Source organism: Vibrio navarrensis (assembly GCF_015767675.1).
In the GTDB taxonomy this organism is placed as follows: Bacteria; Pseudomonadota; Gammaproteobacteria; order Enterobacterales; family Vibrionaceae; genus Vibrio.
In genome coordinates, this window is sequence record NZ_CP065217.1 from 2,440,208 (window position 1) to 2,456,815 (window position 16,608).

Here is a 16,608-nt window from a genome sequence, read left to right on the forward strand (position 1 = left end):
AATAAAAGGAAGAGTTCGCTGACACCAAGGATATTTACTACCCGGCAACAGCTAAAAAAGCAGGCAGGTTAGTAAGAAACCATAGGCATTTTCGAACGTTCGAAAAAACCATACTGTAATATTCGACTACTCGACGAGTCCATAGGTTTCTGTTGTACCTCTATAAGTGAAACGATATCGATGGCATGGTGTCCATCGGGTAACTTAGCGAACGGGATGCTATTTTTCTTGGCAGACAAAGTCAATTGAGCAGCGTTCAATTTGACACTACGGTGACATTACTGACAAAAGCAAGACAAAGGGAGTCAAGGCAGAAAACGGGAATCCGTTTGGATAAAGACACTCGCCGTACGTTGAAACTGCAATGAAATCGACCCACTTGAAAGAACAGCTCGGTAGTTTTTGTAACCAGTTATGTCAACTTTTTAAACTCCACTCCTAAAGAAAATGCCTTAGATGTAGATCCACATCACAAATAAACACCTTAAGCATAATATGGACTTCAATAAGCGCACTCAATCATAACTATTCGCCATTTATTGCATAAATACGCTTAAATCATTCACCGCAGAAATTTGTTAATAAACTAGTGTCATATTACAATTAAAAGAACTTATACGCTTGCGACAAAACAACGAGGCTAACTAACATGGATAAACTACTCACTTCTGCACTGCAAATCAGGCAGCGAACCAAGGTAACGAGCTTGTTTGCCAACAACGGCTATAAAATCGCCATGACCGACTTCGACGATGTGGTTTTTGAAAAGGCAGGGGTTCGCGTCAACGTCAAATTTGATCACCACTCCAACGCAAAAGCGGTTTCAGTTCAGGACCCGCATTGCAAATAACCTATAGATAAACAATAGACAAAGCTGGCAATGCAAAATCGATTGCCAGCCCATGTCATATTCAGCGCAACAAATTGACTTCTCTTCTTCCTAACTCACTGGAACTCACTGCCATGATTTTCTAGAGTCTGATCGCCGCATTGCGTGCAGACCACATATCGTTCTATCAGATCCAGCGACGCCCCTGCTGGGCTGGCAACACCAGAGAAGAAGCCTTCAAGAAATGCTTTAAACTGCTCTTTTCGACTTTTGCCATACTTTGATGGCTTCTGCTTGATGATCTCTTTATGTTCTGTTTGCTTGGCACATTTCTCACAAAACCTCATGCTCATTTTAACCTCAGCATCAATTTATAAACTAAGGCAGAGATAATCATATCGTTGCACAAAAAGATGATAAGTACTTCACAATAGTCATAACTACATAAACGGCAGGGTCTCTGAAAGAAGAAGCTAAGCAGATAAAGGTCACCAAAAAGATAACTAAAGGCGCTATTTTCTTTCAAGTGCTAGAGCTGAGCAAAGCGAGGCTATAAACCTCGCGACCAGCATGGCATACTTTGAGGATATCCAGAATTTTTTGTCAACACTTTCACGAGATCATCACAAAATGTTCCTATTTTAAACTGCATTTCTTTAGCTCATTTAATGAATAAATGCCACACCCCATTAATTCCGTCTCCTTTGGTATCCCCTGTTTTACTGTCTTTAACCCAACGATAGAGAGGTTTTCCTTCATATGTCCACTGGTAGGTGTTTTTTTCTCTCTCAATTAAACCAAAGCCTCCTGTGAGCTTTAAATTTGAAAGATCTTTTTTTGTTAACATTGTATCTAAAATAGCAGGTGGCCAGTTGATTTCACAATCGTCAAAGCAAACTGATTCATTGACTTTATCTTGATCAAATGTATATAAAGTAAAGTTATTTCTGTCTACTAAGTAGCGACGTTTCTCATCATTGAACAATTTTATTGATACGTCATCAGCTCGCGCAAGTGGCCAAACTCCTTTAATACCTGCACCTTTTATGTCCCCGCTATTGGTATCTTTTATCCAGCGATATAGAGGCTTTCCATTTAACGCCCATTGCTTGGTGCCATTCGACCTTGTTATGATGCTGAAACCTTGGCTACTTAAATATACCGATTGATTCTGCTCATTAACCAACAATGGTGGCCAAAGCTTTTCGCAATCCTTCGTACAGACTGACTCGCCGACTGGATCTTTATCGAAAGTATATAAGCTTTTGCCCATTTGGTCTGAATATACATCACCTATGACAGTGGAACTTGTTGCGGCTATGCTAGGAAAATTCATCAATACAATGAGGGATATTATAGTGAACAGTTTTATTTTCATTTCATTAACCTTACTCGATTTAAGCTGATAGTGATCGTTATATTTATAAATTGTAATATATAAATTTTACGAATATTAGGGCTCTCATTTTAGAATACATTTAAGCATTACCTGAAATGGAATAATTAATAATGTGTTCTAGCCTATTTCAGTTTTTAACAAAGTAATGTCAGGATCTAGTCATAAAAATAAATTAATCTTGTGATTGAAATAAACAGTGTGTTTCTTACACACAAGATAGAAAAAAACCATAGCAACAATAGGAAAGTAAATAAATTAAATATTATTCAATTAATATATACTGATTTAAAAAATTGACGGAGCATGCTACATCACCATTTAAATAGTAATGCATCGACAGAAATTTATACTTATACGATTGGAACAGTGTTCATCTTTGATTCGATACATCCCAAATAGAGTAGCGTCTTCACAGTCTAACCGTTTGTATTGCTCTTGCTAAGATGAACTCAGTTGTGATTTGGTTTTGGTGGGATGAGCATAACTTTCACTATGCCGTTCAAAAAATCCGCCCGGAAAAACGGCAGGGTGCTTATTAGTTGACTAAAAAACAGCAAAAACGAAAAAGGGCGTAGCAAGTACTAACCTGCTACGCCCAGAAATAAATGGCACGCCCTGTAGGATTCGAACCTACGACCACATCCTTAGAAGGGACGTGCTCTATCCAGCTGAGCTAAGGGCGCGCTATAGGGACAGGATTATACGAGTTCATTTCGGTAAATCAACGGCTTTTCTAGACATTCTGTTCTAAGTGGCGAAAAAAAGTCCGCCAATCAAAGCGCTTGCTTAAAAACGCCACAAGGCAAACGTTTGCGTATAGATATTTATTTAACAATTTGCGACAATGCGCAGCGAATTTTTGCCATTTGATTTCTTAAGGAAAGTCATGACTGCTCAAAATATTGATGGAACTCTTATATCTCAAACTGTTCGATCGGAAGTGGCCGCGCGGGTGAAAGCGCGTGTTGAGGCAGGTTTACGCGCTCCCGGGCTGGCTGTGGTACTGGTCGGCGAGGATCCGGCGTCTCAAGTTTATGTCGGTAGTAAGCGCCGTGCGTGTGAAGAAGTCGGTTTTGTTTCCAAGTCTTTTGATCTTCCGGCTTCAACTTCTGAAAAAGCATTGTTGGAGCTGATTGACGAGCTCAATAACGATGCGCAGATTGATGGCATTCTGGTTCAGTTGCCTTTGCCTGCCGGCATTGACACGACGCAGGTTTTAGAGCGCATCCTCCCAGAAAAAGATGTCGATGGTTTCCACCCTTATAATGTAGGTCGCTTGGCGCAGCGCATTCCAAAACTGCGCTCTTGTACGCCCAAAGGCATTATGACCTTGATTGAACGCTACAACATTCCCACTCATGGCAAGCATGCCGTGATCGTCGGCGCGTCGAACATCGTTGGCCGTCCAATGACCCTTGAGCTGCTATTAGCTGGCTGCACCACCACCACATGTCACCGCTTTACGAAAGATCTGGAAGGTCATGTACGCCAAGCGGATCTGCTGGTAGTTGCGGTCGGTAAACCCAACTTCATCCCTGGCGAATGGATCAAAGAAGGCGCCGTGGTCATTGATGTCGGTATCAACCGCCTAGAATCAGGCAAGCTGGTTGGCGATATCGACTACAATAAAGCGCGCGAAAAAGCCAGTTTCATCACGCCAGTGCCGGGTGGAGTCGGCCCAATGACGGTAGCAAGCCTGATTGAGAACACCATGCTGGCCTGCGAGCAGTACCACACCAAGTAATCCTCCCCCGGCCTACTTGAATTGGTGGGCGACTTGACCTTGAAACTGGTGTAAACAGGTGGCTTTTGATAGACTCAGCCGCCTGTTTTTGTCTTACCTTCGAGGTCTTCATGACTTATCAGTGTCCTTTGTGCCACCTTGCCCTGCAACAAACGGATCGCACTTTTCATTGCGCTAACCGCCACCATTTTGACTTGGCGAAAGAAGGCTATGTCAATTTGATGCCCGCGCACCATAAGCGCTCAAAAGATCCTGGTGATAACAAAGAGATGATGCAGGCGCGGCGCCGTTTTCTTGAAGGTGGACATTATGATCCAATGCGGCAAAAAGTAGCCCAGCTGTGCCAAACATTCTTGCAAGGCAGTGCTCATCGTCTGCTCGATATTGGCTGCGGTGAAGGCTATTACACTGACCAAGTGGCACGCAGTTTAAGCGCGCAATACGCCGAAGCCACAACACATGGTTTAGATATCTCGAAAGTGGCAATTCGCTTTGCGGCCAAGCGCTACCCGTCCAGCCATTTCTGTGTCGCATCCAGCCACCGTCTCCCCTTTGCTGACCACGCTTTCGATGGCATTCTACGCATCTATGCTCCATGCAAAGCGGAAGAACTGGCTCGCTGTGTGGCAGACCATGGCGTGGTGATCACCGTGACTCCAGCAGCGCGACATTTGGTGCAATTCAAAGAAAAAATCTACTCCGACGTTAAGCTGCACGATGAAGAGCCAGAGCAGATAGAAGGCTTTGTCTTGCAACAGCAAGAAAAGCTTAACTACATGATGACACTTTCCGGCGCAGATGCATTTGACCTGTTACAAATGACCCCATTTGCATGGCGTGCCAGCGACGAGTTTCGCAAAGCGCTCAAATCGGCTCATCATTTTGATTGCGAAGCCGATTTTATGCTGCGGGTTTATCGCAAACTCAGCCAGTAGAGAATTAATAGAGAATCATTCTCATTATTATTGAATCTTCATGCGGCCTCCATTAGACTCAGCAACGATGTAAATGGAGGCAGTATAATGCGAACGTCTTTTTCTCTTCTTCTCGCCGCAATGATGTTAGGTGGATGTGCCACATCCCCTTCCACCAGCAGCTTGAACCACTTTTACGACTATCAGCTCAATTCCCCGCAAGGGCAATCGCTGTCACTGCAAAAACTGCCGAGCGAATTATTAACCGCCGACGTCATTTTGATTGGCGAGTGGCACACTCACCCCGGCGTTCACCGCTTCCAAACTGACCTTCTTCATACCCTGAGTTCACAGCACAGCGTGGCACTTTCAATGGAGCAATTCACGCGCGATAAGCAACCCGTGCTCAATCAGTATCTGGCGGGTGAGATCGGCGAGCAGCCGCTCATGAGCGAAGGCAATGCGTGGCCAAACTACGAAAGCGATTACCGGCCACTGGTTGAGTTAGCGAAGCGCCAAGGGTTGGACGTGATTGCCGCGAACGCACCGAAAGCGATCGTGCGCTGCATCGGCCGTCAGGGAATCGGCTACCTAGACAAGCTCGATGAGACAGAACGTCACTATTTGGCGGCAGAGATCAACACCGCCGATAGCCTTTATAAAGACAAATTTATGGCCTCAATGCACCACGGTCAGCCAGAACAAACCGAGAGACAATACGCCGCTCAAATCACTTGGGATGAAACCATGGCCGAATCGATTGTCAACTATCGCAAGGCTCATCCACAAACACAAATCGTCCATATCGCGGGTAAATTCCACACCGAAGGGGGCCTTGGCACGGCAAACTCTATCCTTCGCCGCGCACCTGAGCTTAAGGTCGTGGTGATTACACCTGTCGCTTCACTCAGTGAAAAAAATGGCAGCGATTATCAGCTTCAAGTGCTTGAGCCACCTGTGCGCTACGTGCAGCAAAGCAATCGCATGAAAGCGTATCAAGCGCTGAAAAACCGCAACGATGAGTTGGTGTGTAAGTAACCCTTTCACGCTTTTCCAAGAAAATGGGCCTGTTTCTTGCTGTACTTTTTTGCTTAAGTAACGAGCGGCAACGGGCTTTTTTACACAAGTTTTTCCACTTACCGCCGATAGACTATTAAGGGTTCAGATAGGAGAGCATGATGAATCCAGTCGGTTCCAATCCAGTTTCGGCCTACTCGGCCACCCAGCGGCAAGCAGCAACGCCCAGCGCAATCTCAGATGCTGCGCCTGACCCATTGCAGCTGGAGCAAAATAAAGTGACTCTTTCCTCTGAAGGAAAAGCCCTGCTGTCTGCTTTGCAGCAGATAGATAAAGAGAGCAAAAAAGTAGCCGCAGAAAACAAAACCGTCGGAGATAAAGTCGAAGCATTCACTTACGGCGCGCTGGGAATGAATCACCCTGACGAGATCCAGAAAGAAGCCGATAGCTCCTACTCTGCTGGCCAGTATCTTTCAGCGGCCGCCACCGTCGGCGGGATGTTACTGATTCTAGTTTGATCCACTTCTGACCTGCATAGAGTTAACCAGCCAGCGCTCTCTAAGTTGGCTTGTGCATTTTTATCGCATTCAATCTTCTAACTTACCGTTTTCCCTTAACTTTTCACTTTTGTGAAGTTTTTATTTATGCAACAAAAGCGTCATAAATACATGATGTAATTGCGCCGCTTTTATAAATAAGGGATAGACAATGAAGCACCTGATTAAACCTGTTGTTGCCGTAGTCGCAACTTCTACGCTCTCTTTCAATGTACTTTCGGCAGAAATTAAAAACGTCATTCTGATGATTGGTGACGGTATGGGCCCACAGCAAGTTGGCCTACTGGAAACTTACGCGAACAACGCGCCGCACTCGATCTACAAAGGCAAAACAACCGCACTCTACCAACTGGCAAAAGAGGGTGTTATCGGTTCTTCACTGACTCATCCAGAAGACGCTATTGTGGTCGATTCTGCGTGTTCAGCGACCATGCTGGCAACGGGCATCATGACGGGATCTGAAGTGATCGGTATCGACTCGCAAGGCAACACAGTGGAAACCGTGGTGGAAAAAGCCAAGCGCCTTGGCAAAGCCACGGGCATCATCTCCGATACGCGCTTAACTCATGCAACGCCAGCCGCATTTGCTGCTCACCAACCGCATCGCTCACTTGAAAATGAAATCGCCTCGGATATGCTCTCGGCTAATGTCGATGTCATGCTGTCAGGCGGTCTGCGTCACTGGATCCCAAAATCAGCCAACGATAAAGGCGAAACCTACCAACAGCTACAAACGCTGACACACGGTGATGTCCCTCTAAAATCAAAGCGTAAAGACGACCGTAACCTGCTCACAGAAGCGCAGCAAGCGGGCTACTCACTGGCGTTTAACAAAACCATGCTGGAAAAAGCGCAAGGCGATAAACTGCTCGGCCTTTTCGCCAACTCAGGCATGTATGACGGCATTACCTATAGCCAAACGAAGAATGACCCAGATCGTAAAGAGCCCACCCTCAAAGAGATGACCGATAAAGCGTTAGAGATCCTGTCAAAAGACAAAGACGGCTTCTTCTTGATGGTCGAAGGCGGCCAGATCGACTGGGCGGGTCACAGTAACGATGCAGGCTCAATGCTGCATGAAATGATTAAGTTCGACGAAACCGTTAACGCGGTTTACCAGTGGGCCAAAGATCGTGATGACACGCTGATCATCGTCACTGCCGACCACGAAACAGGCTCATTTGGCTTTAGTTACTCAGGTTACAACTTGCCGAAACCGGAAAAACGTTCAGGAAAAGCGTTTGAAAAACGCGAATACGCGCCCAATTTCAACTTCGGTGCGTATGAGATCCTAGATGGTTTGTACAACCAAAAAACCAGCTACTACGGCATGCTGAGCGAGTTTGAAAAACTGGACAAAAACCAGCAAACGGCGGCGAAACTGGCGGAAATTGTAAACAAAAATAGCGATTTCTCCATCACGGCAGGCCAAGCTGAAACGGTATTGAAGAACAAACCTAACCCATACCGCTTGGCTAACCACAGCTACTTAGCGGAAGAGAGCATCCCAACGATTAATGACTTTGACGCATTCTACCCTTACAACGACCGTACCAACGTATTGGCACGTGCGCAGGCGACCAAACAGAATATCGTTTGGGGTACGGGCACGCACACTCATACGCCAGTCAACGTGTTTGCTTGGGGCCCAGCAGAAACCATTCTGCCCGTTTCTCGCATCATGCATCACTCCGAGCTGGGTGAGTTCATCAAGCAACAGGTCAAGTAATGCCCTGCCGATGAGCATCTGCTCGTCAGCGAACATGCGGCAAAAAGCAATAAAGCGCCATCACGGCGCTTTATTTTTTTATCGGCTTTACCAAGAAAGACTAGAACGTGACATCGTCAACAATGTGATCTTCCCAATCTTTCACTTCGATTTCGTACACCACTTTATTGCGAATGCTCTGCCCTGCGGCATGCATCGCCGCTTTTGAACCCGTGATCAACGGGTGCCAACTTGGCAGAGGTTTGTTCTCCGCTAACAGTCGATACGCACAAGTGCTCGGCAGCCAGTGAAACTCCGCGATTTTATCTTGAGTGAGCTTGAGGCAGTTTTCGCCTGATGAAAAACGGTTCGGGTAATCTTTGCAAGCGCAAGTTTGGCTGTTGAGCCAACTGCACGCCACATTGGTATAAAAGACTTCATCAGTCTCGTCATCCATCAACTTGTGTAAACAGCATTTTCCGCAACCATCACACAGCGATTCCCACTCTTGCTCGTTCATCTGCTGCAACGTTTTACTTTGCCAAAATGGTAGGCTCATTGATTCATTACTCACTGTGACTGCGGGAGCCGTTTTATACCTTCGCCACTGGCAAAGTGCAAGCGCAAAAATTGCTCGTTTAGCTCTGCGTTAAAGTCTGCTACTATCGCGCACTTTGATTTTTCTGTGCAAAAAGGTGATCTCTGATGGATTGCAGACTTGGCTGCGGCGCATGCTGTATCGCCCCTAGTATTTCTTCGCCGATCCCAGGTATGCCTAATGGTAAGCCTGCCGGAGTGCGCTGTATTCAGCTCAATGAACAGAACTTGTGTAAGCTGTTTGGCCAAGCGCAGCGGCCCAAAGTGTGCCATGAGTTTAAGCCTTGCCCGATAGTTTGTGGCAGTAGCAATCAGCAAGCACTGCACAGTCTCACTGAACTTGAGCGACTGACGTAATAAACGAAGTCAGTCATCATCCATTTTTTCTATCGCATCACAACTTTACGCTTGTGTCACAATTCGTCACATAATCCACCGACACAATCCGCTATATTGCCTTCATTGCCAAATGGATATGGAACACAATGAACGAGACCTCTTCGACTCCTTCTCGGATCGTACTGGTGGAAGACGATCTTGAACTGGCAGTATTGATCCAAGACTTCCTCAGCCACTACGAATTTTCCGTCACCACCGTTGCCGACGGCATTACGGCGGTGGACGTGATTTTAAGTCAGCAACCCGAATTGGTTATTCTCGACATTATGCTGCCAGGGCAAAGTGGTATGGACGTTTGCCGCGCGGTGCGGGATAAATACCACGGCATGATTTTGATGCAAACGGCCTTGGACGATGATATCGACCAAGTGATGGGGCTGGAACTCGGCGCTGATGACTACGTGGTCAAGCAAGTAAAGCCGCGCTTATTGCTCTCGCGCATCCGCGCACTTTTACGTAGACAAGAGCGTACGGCCACTGCCGACAAGCATGAACTGCACATCGGCCCCTTGTGTATGAATCTTCAATACCGCACCGTTTCGCTTGCGCAGCAACCGATCAAACTGACCACCAGCGAGTTTGAACTGCTCTATCTTTTAGCGCAGCGAGTCGGCACCATCGTCACCCGTGACGATATCGCTCAGCAGATCCGCGGCTTTGAATATGATGGGTTGGATCGCTCGATTGACCGACGCATTTCCCGTTTGCGCCGCACCCTGCACGATGACCCGAATGAGCCCAAATTGATCAAAACCATCCGTGGCAAAGGTTACCAGTTGTGCGCGCCCGGCGAAGGAGAGATGGGATGATCCGCGCTTTCTTTATTCTTTGGATTGCGGTGTTCTTACCAATAGTACTGCTGATCATTCCCACCGATTTCAACCCAGTGCAACAGCTCAGCCGCAATGTGTCGGAAGATTTTTATAAACCCGTGTACGGCACCAATTTTGAGCTCTTGTCCAAGCGTTTACATCAAGCGCCCGAGGAGCAATGGCCAGCCATCATCGACAACTACGCTCGCCATTTCAGTTACCCACTACGTTTGGATGATTTGCAACGTTACCACGAGATGCCCTCCATTTATCACTCTTTGCAGCAAGGCAAACTGACGTTTCAGTACGGCGACCCCATGGCGTTAATTCAGCGGGTCAATGGCAGTGACAAAGTAATCTACTTTGCCATCAATGAGCCGAGCGAAATGAGTATTCTCAATCAAGCCAAAGGCACTTTGTATCTCGCCGGAGAAGATCTGCAACGCTATCCGCGCAGTGAATGGAAAGCCAGTTTAGAGCAACAAAACAGCCAGATTCCACTCGAGCTGAGTTTGCTCACCGACGACGAACTGCCCGAGGCTGCGAGAGAAAAACTGCGCAAAACACCCGATCAAATCATCAGCTACGTGAGCAAAGATGGCCATATTGCCCTGCTCTCCCCTGTTGTGCCTGGGGTTTGGCTGCACGTTGAAGATACCATTACCGCGCAAACTCAAATGAAGCTGACCACCGCCATTGGTGGCTTTTTCTTTCTGTGCATTTCTGCTGCGTTGGTAATGTGGGTCTACCCGCTGTGGCGCGACCTCAAACGTTTGGTAAAAACCGCCAACGAATTTGGTCAAGGTGTGCTCTCCCAGCGTGCCACCACGTCCAAACTCTCCGTAGTCTCACAGTTGGGGGATTCGTTTAATAAAATGGCCGACAACGTAGAAAAGCTGATCGCCGGGCAAAGAGCATTAACCAACGCGGTGGCTCATGACCTGCGTACCCCTTTGTATCGTCTGCGTTTCGCCTTTGAGATGCTGGAAGACGATGAGATAGCCGAGAGCCAAAAAGAGAAATATCGCAAAGTGATCCACTCCAGCATTGAAGACCTCGATCACCTGATCAACCAGACGTTACTACTATCGCGCTATAACCGCATGGCCGACATCAGCCACTTTACTCACTGCCAATTTGCTCAAGATTTAACGGAAGAAGTGGAACATTTCCGCTTGGAATATCCTCATTTGCAAGTTCAAGTCGATATCGCCGCATCATTAATGCAACACGCCTTTTTTATCGACCAAAAAGCACTGCTACGCGCGGTGAAGAATTTACTGAGCAATGCGGCCAGATTCGCGCAAAGCAATATCCATATCTCTCTCAAAGACAATCTGCAATCCTATCAACTGGTGGTGGAAGATGATGGCCAAGGCATTGCGCCCGAGCAAGCCGAGCGCGTGTTTGAGCCGTTTACTCAAATCGATAATCAGGAGCGCAACAGCGAGAAAGGGCATGGCCTCGGGCTGGCGATTGTGCGGCAAATTATCTGTTTGCATCAAGGCAGTGCCCATGTGGTGGCTTCTCCTTTGGGCGGCGCACGCTTTGAGTTGCAGTGGCCAAAAAATCTTTCCGTATTGAAAGAAACCCCTGCGCGCTGAATGTGACCAAAATGGACACACTTAGTCCATAAACTGCTGAGGAATCATTCACCCGGGGAATGCTAACTTGAGTTGACAGACCAATCTGACACTCAGCAAGGAGTTAGCATGAACATCAAAGGACTGGCATTGTGTTTAAGCAGTGCCCTTCTTATTCCGAGTTTACAGGCCAAGCCGATAGATTTTACCCCTGGGCTTAGCGGTGGCATTAGTCTCAACGCAGGTATCAACCAAACCAACTCCCAGTTCAACACCAACGACGACAACGCCATAACCCAAGACTTGAATCGTCAGGGAAAACAAACCGAAACAGCAGTACCGTTTATTCTCGGCCGCTTGCAATACACCTTTGGCAATCAAGCGATTTTCGTTGGTAACAGCGAAGATCAAATTAGTGAAGCGCAATTTCAAGCTGAAGTTGGCTACATCCAGATGCTGGCAAAAGGAACCTACCTCACCGCCGCGCTGTTTGGCAATATGCCGGGCATGGATGAAACGTGGCAAGATCCGTATCTGACTAACCAAGAGCGTCAAACGACGGAGCAGAACATTATGGGCGGCCGATTCGCCTTCAGTACACAGATCCCATTTCCAGTGACGCTCAAGTATGCCTTTGCTCAGAGTGAAATTGATGATGATACGATTGGCATTTCTCAATCGTTAAGCAGCGCTCAACAGAAATCGCTGCGACGCGACAGCACCTATCAGCGTGTCGGGGTTGAGCTTTCCTTTCCTTTGTCACAAACCTTCATCCTCTCACCTGCTTTTTACTACACAGATAAGGGTGCCGATGGCAGTGCACAGAGCTCAGCAGAAATCGCTACGCAGTTAACTGTAATTGCAGTACAAAACCGTCATGAACTGATTGCGACGGTACGCAACAGCGAAGCGGAATACGATGCCGCTAACCCCGTGTTCAATTTATACCAAGACTACAAAGCGTTTAGCGTATTTGCCGTGTACAACTACCACAATCCGTTTGCGCTACAGAATACTCAACTCAACGTAATGGCCGGATATCAACAGCACGAATCGGACATCGATTTCTACGACAGTGAGAACACTTTTATTTCAACGGGCATTAGCTACACCTTCTAGCACCTAAGGACAACAAACATGTTTAAGTCAGCGAAAATTATCCTCATGCTTGGCGTGATGGCACTCGTCTCAGGATGTGATGTCGATGATGTAACCGATGCCGACAAGCTGAGCAAGCCGACCGTCAATGCCGGATCAGATCAGCTGTTAAAACTGCCCCTCAACAGCATTACTCTCTCAGGCTCAGCCAAATCGTATCTCTCGGTTTATGACATTAAGACCACCAGCTGGAGCCAAGTTGCCGGGCCACAGCAACTGGCTCTGCTCAACGCTGATAAGCTTACCGCCACCGCGCTCTACCCAACCACCGCTGGAACGTATATTTTTCAGCTTTACGCCAAAGACACTGGCGGACGGAGCAATACCGATCAAGTGAAAATCATTATTGAGCGCGCCACTCAAGCCAGTGCAATTCGTCGCATGCAAAGCAACACGGTATCAAATGAAATCGCCGCCGTTTCATGGCAGTACGGCGCTCAGAACCAAGGCGTGCTGGTATTCGGGTCGCTCGGAAACGTTGATCTAAGCGAGCTCAAACAACAGCTCAATCTTGCCATCGAGGAACTCAACAGTGCAGCCGAGCTTTCACTTGATTTCTCGCAAAGCACTGGCGGGGATGTGCAAACTGCGCTGCAAATCATTGAGACTCTTTCACAACAAAGTTTGCCAGTTTGTCTACATGATAGGTGCTCTCCGTTGTATGAGGGGTTGGTGCTCGAAAAAGTGGGAGGGATTGAAGACGCATATCTGGAAAACAGTGTGAAAACATGGGTAGAAAAGCTACTTCATTAGCCATTGAAAACCTGCTAATCCATTTTTCTTCTGAATCGAGTAGGAGGAGGCCTCACGGCCTCCGTCCTCTCACACCACCGTACAAGCGTGGGTCGCATACGGCGGTTCCGAATACACTTTTAGTGACTCATACCCATCTCTCAATGAGTAAAGCCCCCTCTCCTCGAACCATTTGATTGGCATTGCGTGATTCAACTGGGGCGAGAGTGCTAAGCGCCACCACCCTTTATCTGACATCGCCAGCTTCCACGCATTTCGCTCTGTTACACCTTGTCGTTGTAACCATGTCGCTATGCTGTATCTGCGTTTGCGCTGTTTCAGGCGGTAGCATCTCAACCGACGCCGTATCCATTCGTCTAAGCGCTGCATCGCACTTTGACCTATGGCGAGCTTGAAGTAGTGCTGCCAACCTCGTAGGTATTGGGTTAACTCGGTGAGGATTACCGACAACTCTCGACCTCGATTTCGCTTCGTTATTTTCCGCACTCGCTTCTTCATTTGAGCTTGTGCCGATTTTGATATCTGGAGGGTTCCGTCTATCTTGAAGCTATGGCTTAGGTAAGCTCGCTCCGTCACTCTTGTTGCTGCACTTTTCTCACGATTTACCGTGAGCTTTAGCTTCTGCTCAAGAACTCCGTTATCGACTCTTTGACTCGATGGGCGGCTTCCTCACTAAGAACGTAGATTTGGCAGTCATCTGCATATCGACAGAACTTATGCCCTCTTCGCTCTAACTCTTTGTCCAGTTCATCTAATACAATATTGGAAAGTAACGGAGATAATGGCCCACCCTGTGGTGTTCCTCGTTGTCTTCGCTCTACTAACCCATCTCGCATTAAGCCTGCCTGTAGATAGGACCTGATGAGCTTTAATACTCGTTTATCACTAATGTCCTTAGATAATCTGTGCATCAGCCTATCATGGTTCACCGTGTCGAAGTATTTGGCAGATCGATATCCACTACATAACCCCGCCCTTCTCTGATATAGCGGCTTGCTGCCGCAAGCGCATGATGCGCACTGCGGTTCGGCCTGAACCCGTAGCTGCTGTTGGAGAACGTCGGCTCATAGAGCTCTGACAGTACTGATGTGATCGCCTGTTGGACTATCCTATCCAGTACCGTAGGGATACCTAATTGCCTGACGCCACCATTCGGCTTGGGGATTTCTACACCCAGAACTGGTTGAGGTTGGTAGCTTCCGTCCAGAAGACTCTGGCGGAGCGCTTGCCCATTTGAAGCTTGTCGAAGTTTAGAGATGGTCGCTGTGATGTCGAGTCTGTCGACACCTGCGCACCCCTTGTTCTTCTTCACGCGTCGAAGGGCATGGTTCAAATTCGCTGAGGAGCTGATTTGTTCCATCAGCGGAGTGGGGGTCACCAAGACTCGTCCTCCTTTCTACGCCGATCATGCTTGTCATTCTTCGTGACCATGAGCTTTACTTGCGGTATTGCCCATTGGGACGTAGAGATGTTTTCCATCTTGCTATGACTCCACATCATTGAGTAAATAGTGACTGCTTCTTGATATATTCAGTTCTGGCCTTCCTTTGAGTTGTACTTCCTCAAAGTACTATGCCTTCTGCTGACTTCTCATTGCCCATCACACAACATCACTGCTGTGTTGGTCTCATCTGAGACAGGCAATGAGCTCTCCCGAGGTAAGACGTTGCTCTTTCCCTTGGTCATGCCTGATTTACCTATACACACTTCCCGTCGAGGCATTGGGCTATTCTATCTATTGCTAGGTTACCCAAGTTGTACAGGCCTACTATCAGGTTTCTGAGAAGTGGACCCCAATGGTTGGACGCATAAGCTCATTTCTTAAGTGGTTGACCCAGCTCATGCTGCGTATCTTTGCCTACCGAAGTAGGCCTCATCAGGAGTGAGGTTATTGAGTCCTTGATGGTTACGCTCTTCATTATAAAACACCATGTAGTTGCCGATTTCAAGCTCGGCTTCACGGGGCGTGGTATAAGCCTTTAAGTAAACCTCCTCATATTTCAGGCTTCGCCATAATCGCTCAATGAAAACATTGTCAACCCAGCGGCCTTTCCCGTCCATGCTTATACGTATGTCATGTTCAATTAACTTCTGTGTGAACTCTGTGCTGGTAAACTGGCTGCCTTGATCTGAGTTAAAGATATCAGGTGGCCCATAATGCTTCAGCGCTTCCTCAAGCGCTTCGATACAAAAACTCGTGTCCATGGTGTTGGATAGTCGCCAAGCCAGCACTTTGCGGCTATACCAGTCGATAATAGCAACGAGGTACAGGAACCCCTTCGCCATTGGGATGTACGTGATATCAATCGCCCAAGCTTGGTTTGGGTAAGTGACTTCGATATCACGCAACAGGTAGGGATACACCTTGTGTGCTTTGTTCGCCAGCGTCGTTTTGGGCTTGGGGTAAATCGCCCCAATCCCCATATCGCGCATGAGTCGAACAACACGCTTACGATTAACGCTATGACCCTTCTTAGCCAGCTCAGTTCGAATGCGCCGACTGCCCATAAACGGATACTGAAGATGAATTTCGTCAATCATACGGCGCAACGCAATCTCCTCAGCAGAGAGTCCTATGGGTTGATAGTAAGCGGCAGAGCGAGCAATATTGAGCAGCTCACACTGGCGCTTTATCGGCAATGGGGTGGATTTAACCAGCGAACTCTTTCGCTGGGCTCGGTCTAACGACCGAGCACTTTGGCCAAAAAATCATTTTCCATGGTCAATTGACCGATCTTGGCGTGAAGTTTGTCCACTTCTTCGGAATTCTCTTTTCCTGTGTGATTTTCGGTGGCAAAAATCATGGCTGCGTTTTCAAGCAGCTCCTTTTTCCATGTCGAGATTTGGTTAGCGTGCAGGTTGTATTTCTGAGCTAACTCAGCGACGGTTTTATCGCCTTTAGCGGCATCGAGTGCCACCTTAGCTTTAAACTCAGGAGAGTGGTTTCTACGTTTTCTAGTCATAATCTGTCCCTGTATTGTTGGGTACTATCAAAACAGATCGACCACTTAAAGTCATGTCCGAAAATCGGGGGCCACTTCTCTGTTCGTCACAACCAAGTTTTGCCGTTTGCTTCCTTCAGGTTTCACCTCACGGTGAACACCCTTGCATAGGCTAACGGTTCTCGCTCGACTGAGC

The 16,608-nt window shown here is 47.4% G+C and carries 18 protein-coding genes and 1 tRNA gene; 11 read left to right on the top strand and 8 right to left on the bottom strand.

Going from position 1 to position 16,608, the window contains the following annotated elements; all coding sequences use genetic code 11:
- The first annotated feature begins 649 nt into the window (after positions 1-649).
- Complete coding sequence (locus tag I3X05_RS11635; RefSeq protein WP_193168127.1) at positions 650-850, top strand: hypothetical protein; 201 nt, start codon at positions 650-652, stop codon at positions 848-850.
- A gap of 95 nt (positions 851-945) precedes the next feature.
- Here I3X05_RS11635 and I3X05_RS11640 read toward each other — a convergent pair whose 3' ends face one another.
- From I3X05_RS11640 to I3X05_RS11650, 3 genes are all read right to left on the bottom strand, one after another.
- Entirely contained in the window at positions 946-1,182 is a 237-nt protein-coding gene (locus I3X05_RS11640) for a hypothetical protein (RefSeq protein ID WP_045569568.1), read from the bottom strand.
- A gap of 308 nt (positions 1,183-1,490) precedes the next feature.
- Positions 1,491-2,207 carry a hypothetical protein gene (locus tag I3X05_RS11645; protein WP_045569569.1) on the bottom strand — a complete coding sequence of 239 codons (717 nt, stop codon included), beginning with the start codon at positions 2,205-2,207 and terminating at the stop codon, positions 1,491-1,493.
- Between the two features lie 627 nt (positions 2,208-2,834).
- Positions 2,835-2,911 (bottom strand) — tRNA-Arg (locus I3X05_RS11650).
- 203 nt (positions 2,912-3,114) lie between these two features.
- Between I3X05_RS11650 and folD the strand changes: the two genes are divergently transcribed.
- From folD to I3X05_RS11675, 5 genes are all read left to right on the top strand, one after another.
- Entirely contained in the window at positions 3,115-3,972 is an 858-nt protein-coding gene (gene folD / locus I3X05_RS11655; RefSeq protein WP_039430037.1) for a bifunctional methylenetetrahydrofolate dehydrogenase/methenyltetrahydrofolate cyclohydrolase FolD, read from the top strand.
- Positions 3,973-4,082: 110 nt separating this feature from the next.
- A complete protein-coding gene (rlmA, locus tag I3X05_RS11660) occupies positions 4,083-4,907 on the top strand; it encodes a 23S rRNA (guanine(745)-N(1))-methyltransferase (protein ID WP_045571779.1) in 825 nt (274 codons plus the stop codon).
- An 87-nt stretch (positions 4,908-4,994) separates the two neighbouring features.
- Entirely contained in the window at positions 4,995-5,924 is a 930-nt protein-coding gene (locus I3X05_RS11665; protein ID WP_045571778.1) for a ChaN family lipoprotein, read from the top strand.
- A gap of 140 nt (positions 5,925-6,064) precedes the next feature.
- A complete protein-coding gene (locus tag I3X05_RS11670) occupies positions 6,065-6,421 on the top strand; it encodes a hypothetical protein (protein WP_337971191.1) in 357 nt (118 codons plus the stop codon).
- A gap of 190 nt (positions 6,422-6,611) precedes the next feature.
- Complete coding sequence (locus tag I3X05_RS11675) at positions 6,612-8,189, top strand: alkaline phosphatase (RefSeq protein ID WP_045571776.1); 1,578 nt, start codon at positions 6,612-6,614, stop codon at positions 8,187-8,189.
- A 100-nt stretch (positions 8,190-8,289) separates the two neighbouring features.
- Here the strand turns inward: I3X05_RS11675 and I3X05_RS11680 are convergent, their stop codons facing one another.
- Positions 8,290-8,727, bottom strand: coding sequence for a YcgN family cysteine cluster protein (locus I3X05_RS11680; protein ID WP_045571775.1), 438 nt, complete (start codon positions 8,725-8,727; stop codon positions 8,290-8,292).
- Between the two features lie 146 nt (positions 8,728-8,873).
- On the opposite strand from I3X05_RS11680, the gene I3X05_RS11685 reads away from it, so the two are divergent.
- The 5 genes from I3X05_RS11685 to I3X05_RS11705 all read left to right on the top strand — a co-directional run bounded on the left by I3X05_RS11685 (position 8,874) and on the right by I3X05_RS11705 (position 13,470).
- Complete coding sequence (locus tag I3X05_RS11685; RefSeq protein WP_082069773.1) at positions 8,874-9,122, top strand: YkgJ family cysteine cluster protein; 249 nt, start codon at positions 8,874-8,876, stop codon at positions 9,120-9,122.
- Between the two features lie 128 nt (positions 9,123-9,250).
- A complete protein-coding gene (locus tag I3X05_RS11690; RefSeq protein WP_045571773.1) occupies positions 9,251-9,973 on the top strand; it encodes a winged helix-turn-helix domain-containing protein in 723 nt (240 codons plus the stop codon).
- The gene (locus I3X05_RS11695; protein ID WP_045571772.1) at positions 9,970-11,580 is read left to right on the top strand and encodes an ATP-binding protein; all 1,611 of its coding nucleotides are present in this window, start codon (positions 9,970-9,972) and stop codon (positions 11,578-11,580) included. Before I3X05_RS11690 ends, I3X05_RS11695 begins: the two co-directional genes overlap by 4 nt.
- 108 nt (positions 11,581-11,688) lie before the next feature.
- Positions 11,689-12,678 carry a DUF2860 family protein gene (locus I3X05_RS11700; RefSeq protein ID WP_045571771.1) on the top strand — a complete coding sequence of 330 codons (990 nt, stop codon included), beginning with the start codon at positions 11,689-11,691 and terminating at the stop codon, positions 12,676-12,678.
- Positions 12,679-12,696: 18 nt separating this feature from the next.
- A complete protein-coding gene (locus I3X05_RS11705) occupies positions 12,697-13,470 on the top strand; it encodes a PKD domain-containing protein (protein WP_052702582.1) in 774 nt (257 codons plus the stop codon).
- 69 nt (positions 13,471-13,539) lie between these two features.
- Here I3X05_RS11705 and I3X05_RS11710 read toward each other — a convergent pair whose 3' ends face one another.
- The 4 genes from I3X05_RS11710 to I3X05_RS11725 all read right to left on the bottom strand — a co-directional run bounded on the left by I3X05_RS11710 (position 13,540) and on the right by I3X05_RS11725 (position 16,433).
- Positions 13,540-13,956: a group II intron maturase-specific domain-containing protein gene (locus I3X05_RS11710; protein ID WP_337970739.1), complete on the bottom strand. Its 417-nt coding sequence runs from the start codon at positions 13,954-13,956 to the stop codon at positions 13,540-13,542.
- A gap of 128 nt (positions 13,957-14,084) precedes the next feature.
- A complete protein-coding gene (locus I3X05_RS11715; protein WP_337970740.1) occupies positions 14,085-14,381 on the bottom strand; it encodes a reverse transcriptase domain-containing protein in 297 nt (98 codons plus the stop codon).
- A 14-nt stretch (positions 14,382-14,395) separates the two neighbouring features.
- A complete protein-coding gene (locus I3X05_RS11720) occupies positions 14,396-14,848 on the bottom strand; it encodes a reverse transcriptase domain-containing protein (RefSeq protein ID WP_337971192.1) in 453 nt (150 codons plus the stop codon).
- A 461-nt stretch (positions 14,849-15,309) separates the two neighbouring features.
- Positions 15,310-16,433, bottom strand: a protein-coding gene (locus tag I3X05_RS11725; protein ID WP_337970741.1) for an IS3 family transposase whose coding sequence is annotated in 2 segments (ribosomal slippage) — positions 15,310-16,181 and positions 16,181-16,433 — 1,125 coding nt in all. Because the reading frame shifts where the segments join, the coding sequence is not laid out codon by codon here.
- Positions 16,434-16,608 lie beyond the last annotated feature (175 nt).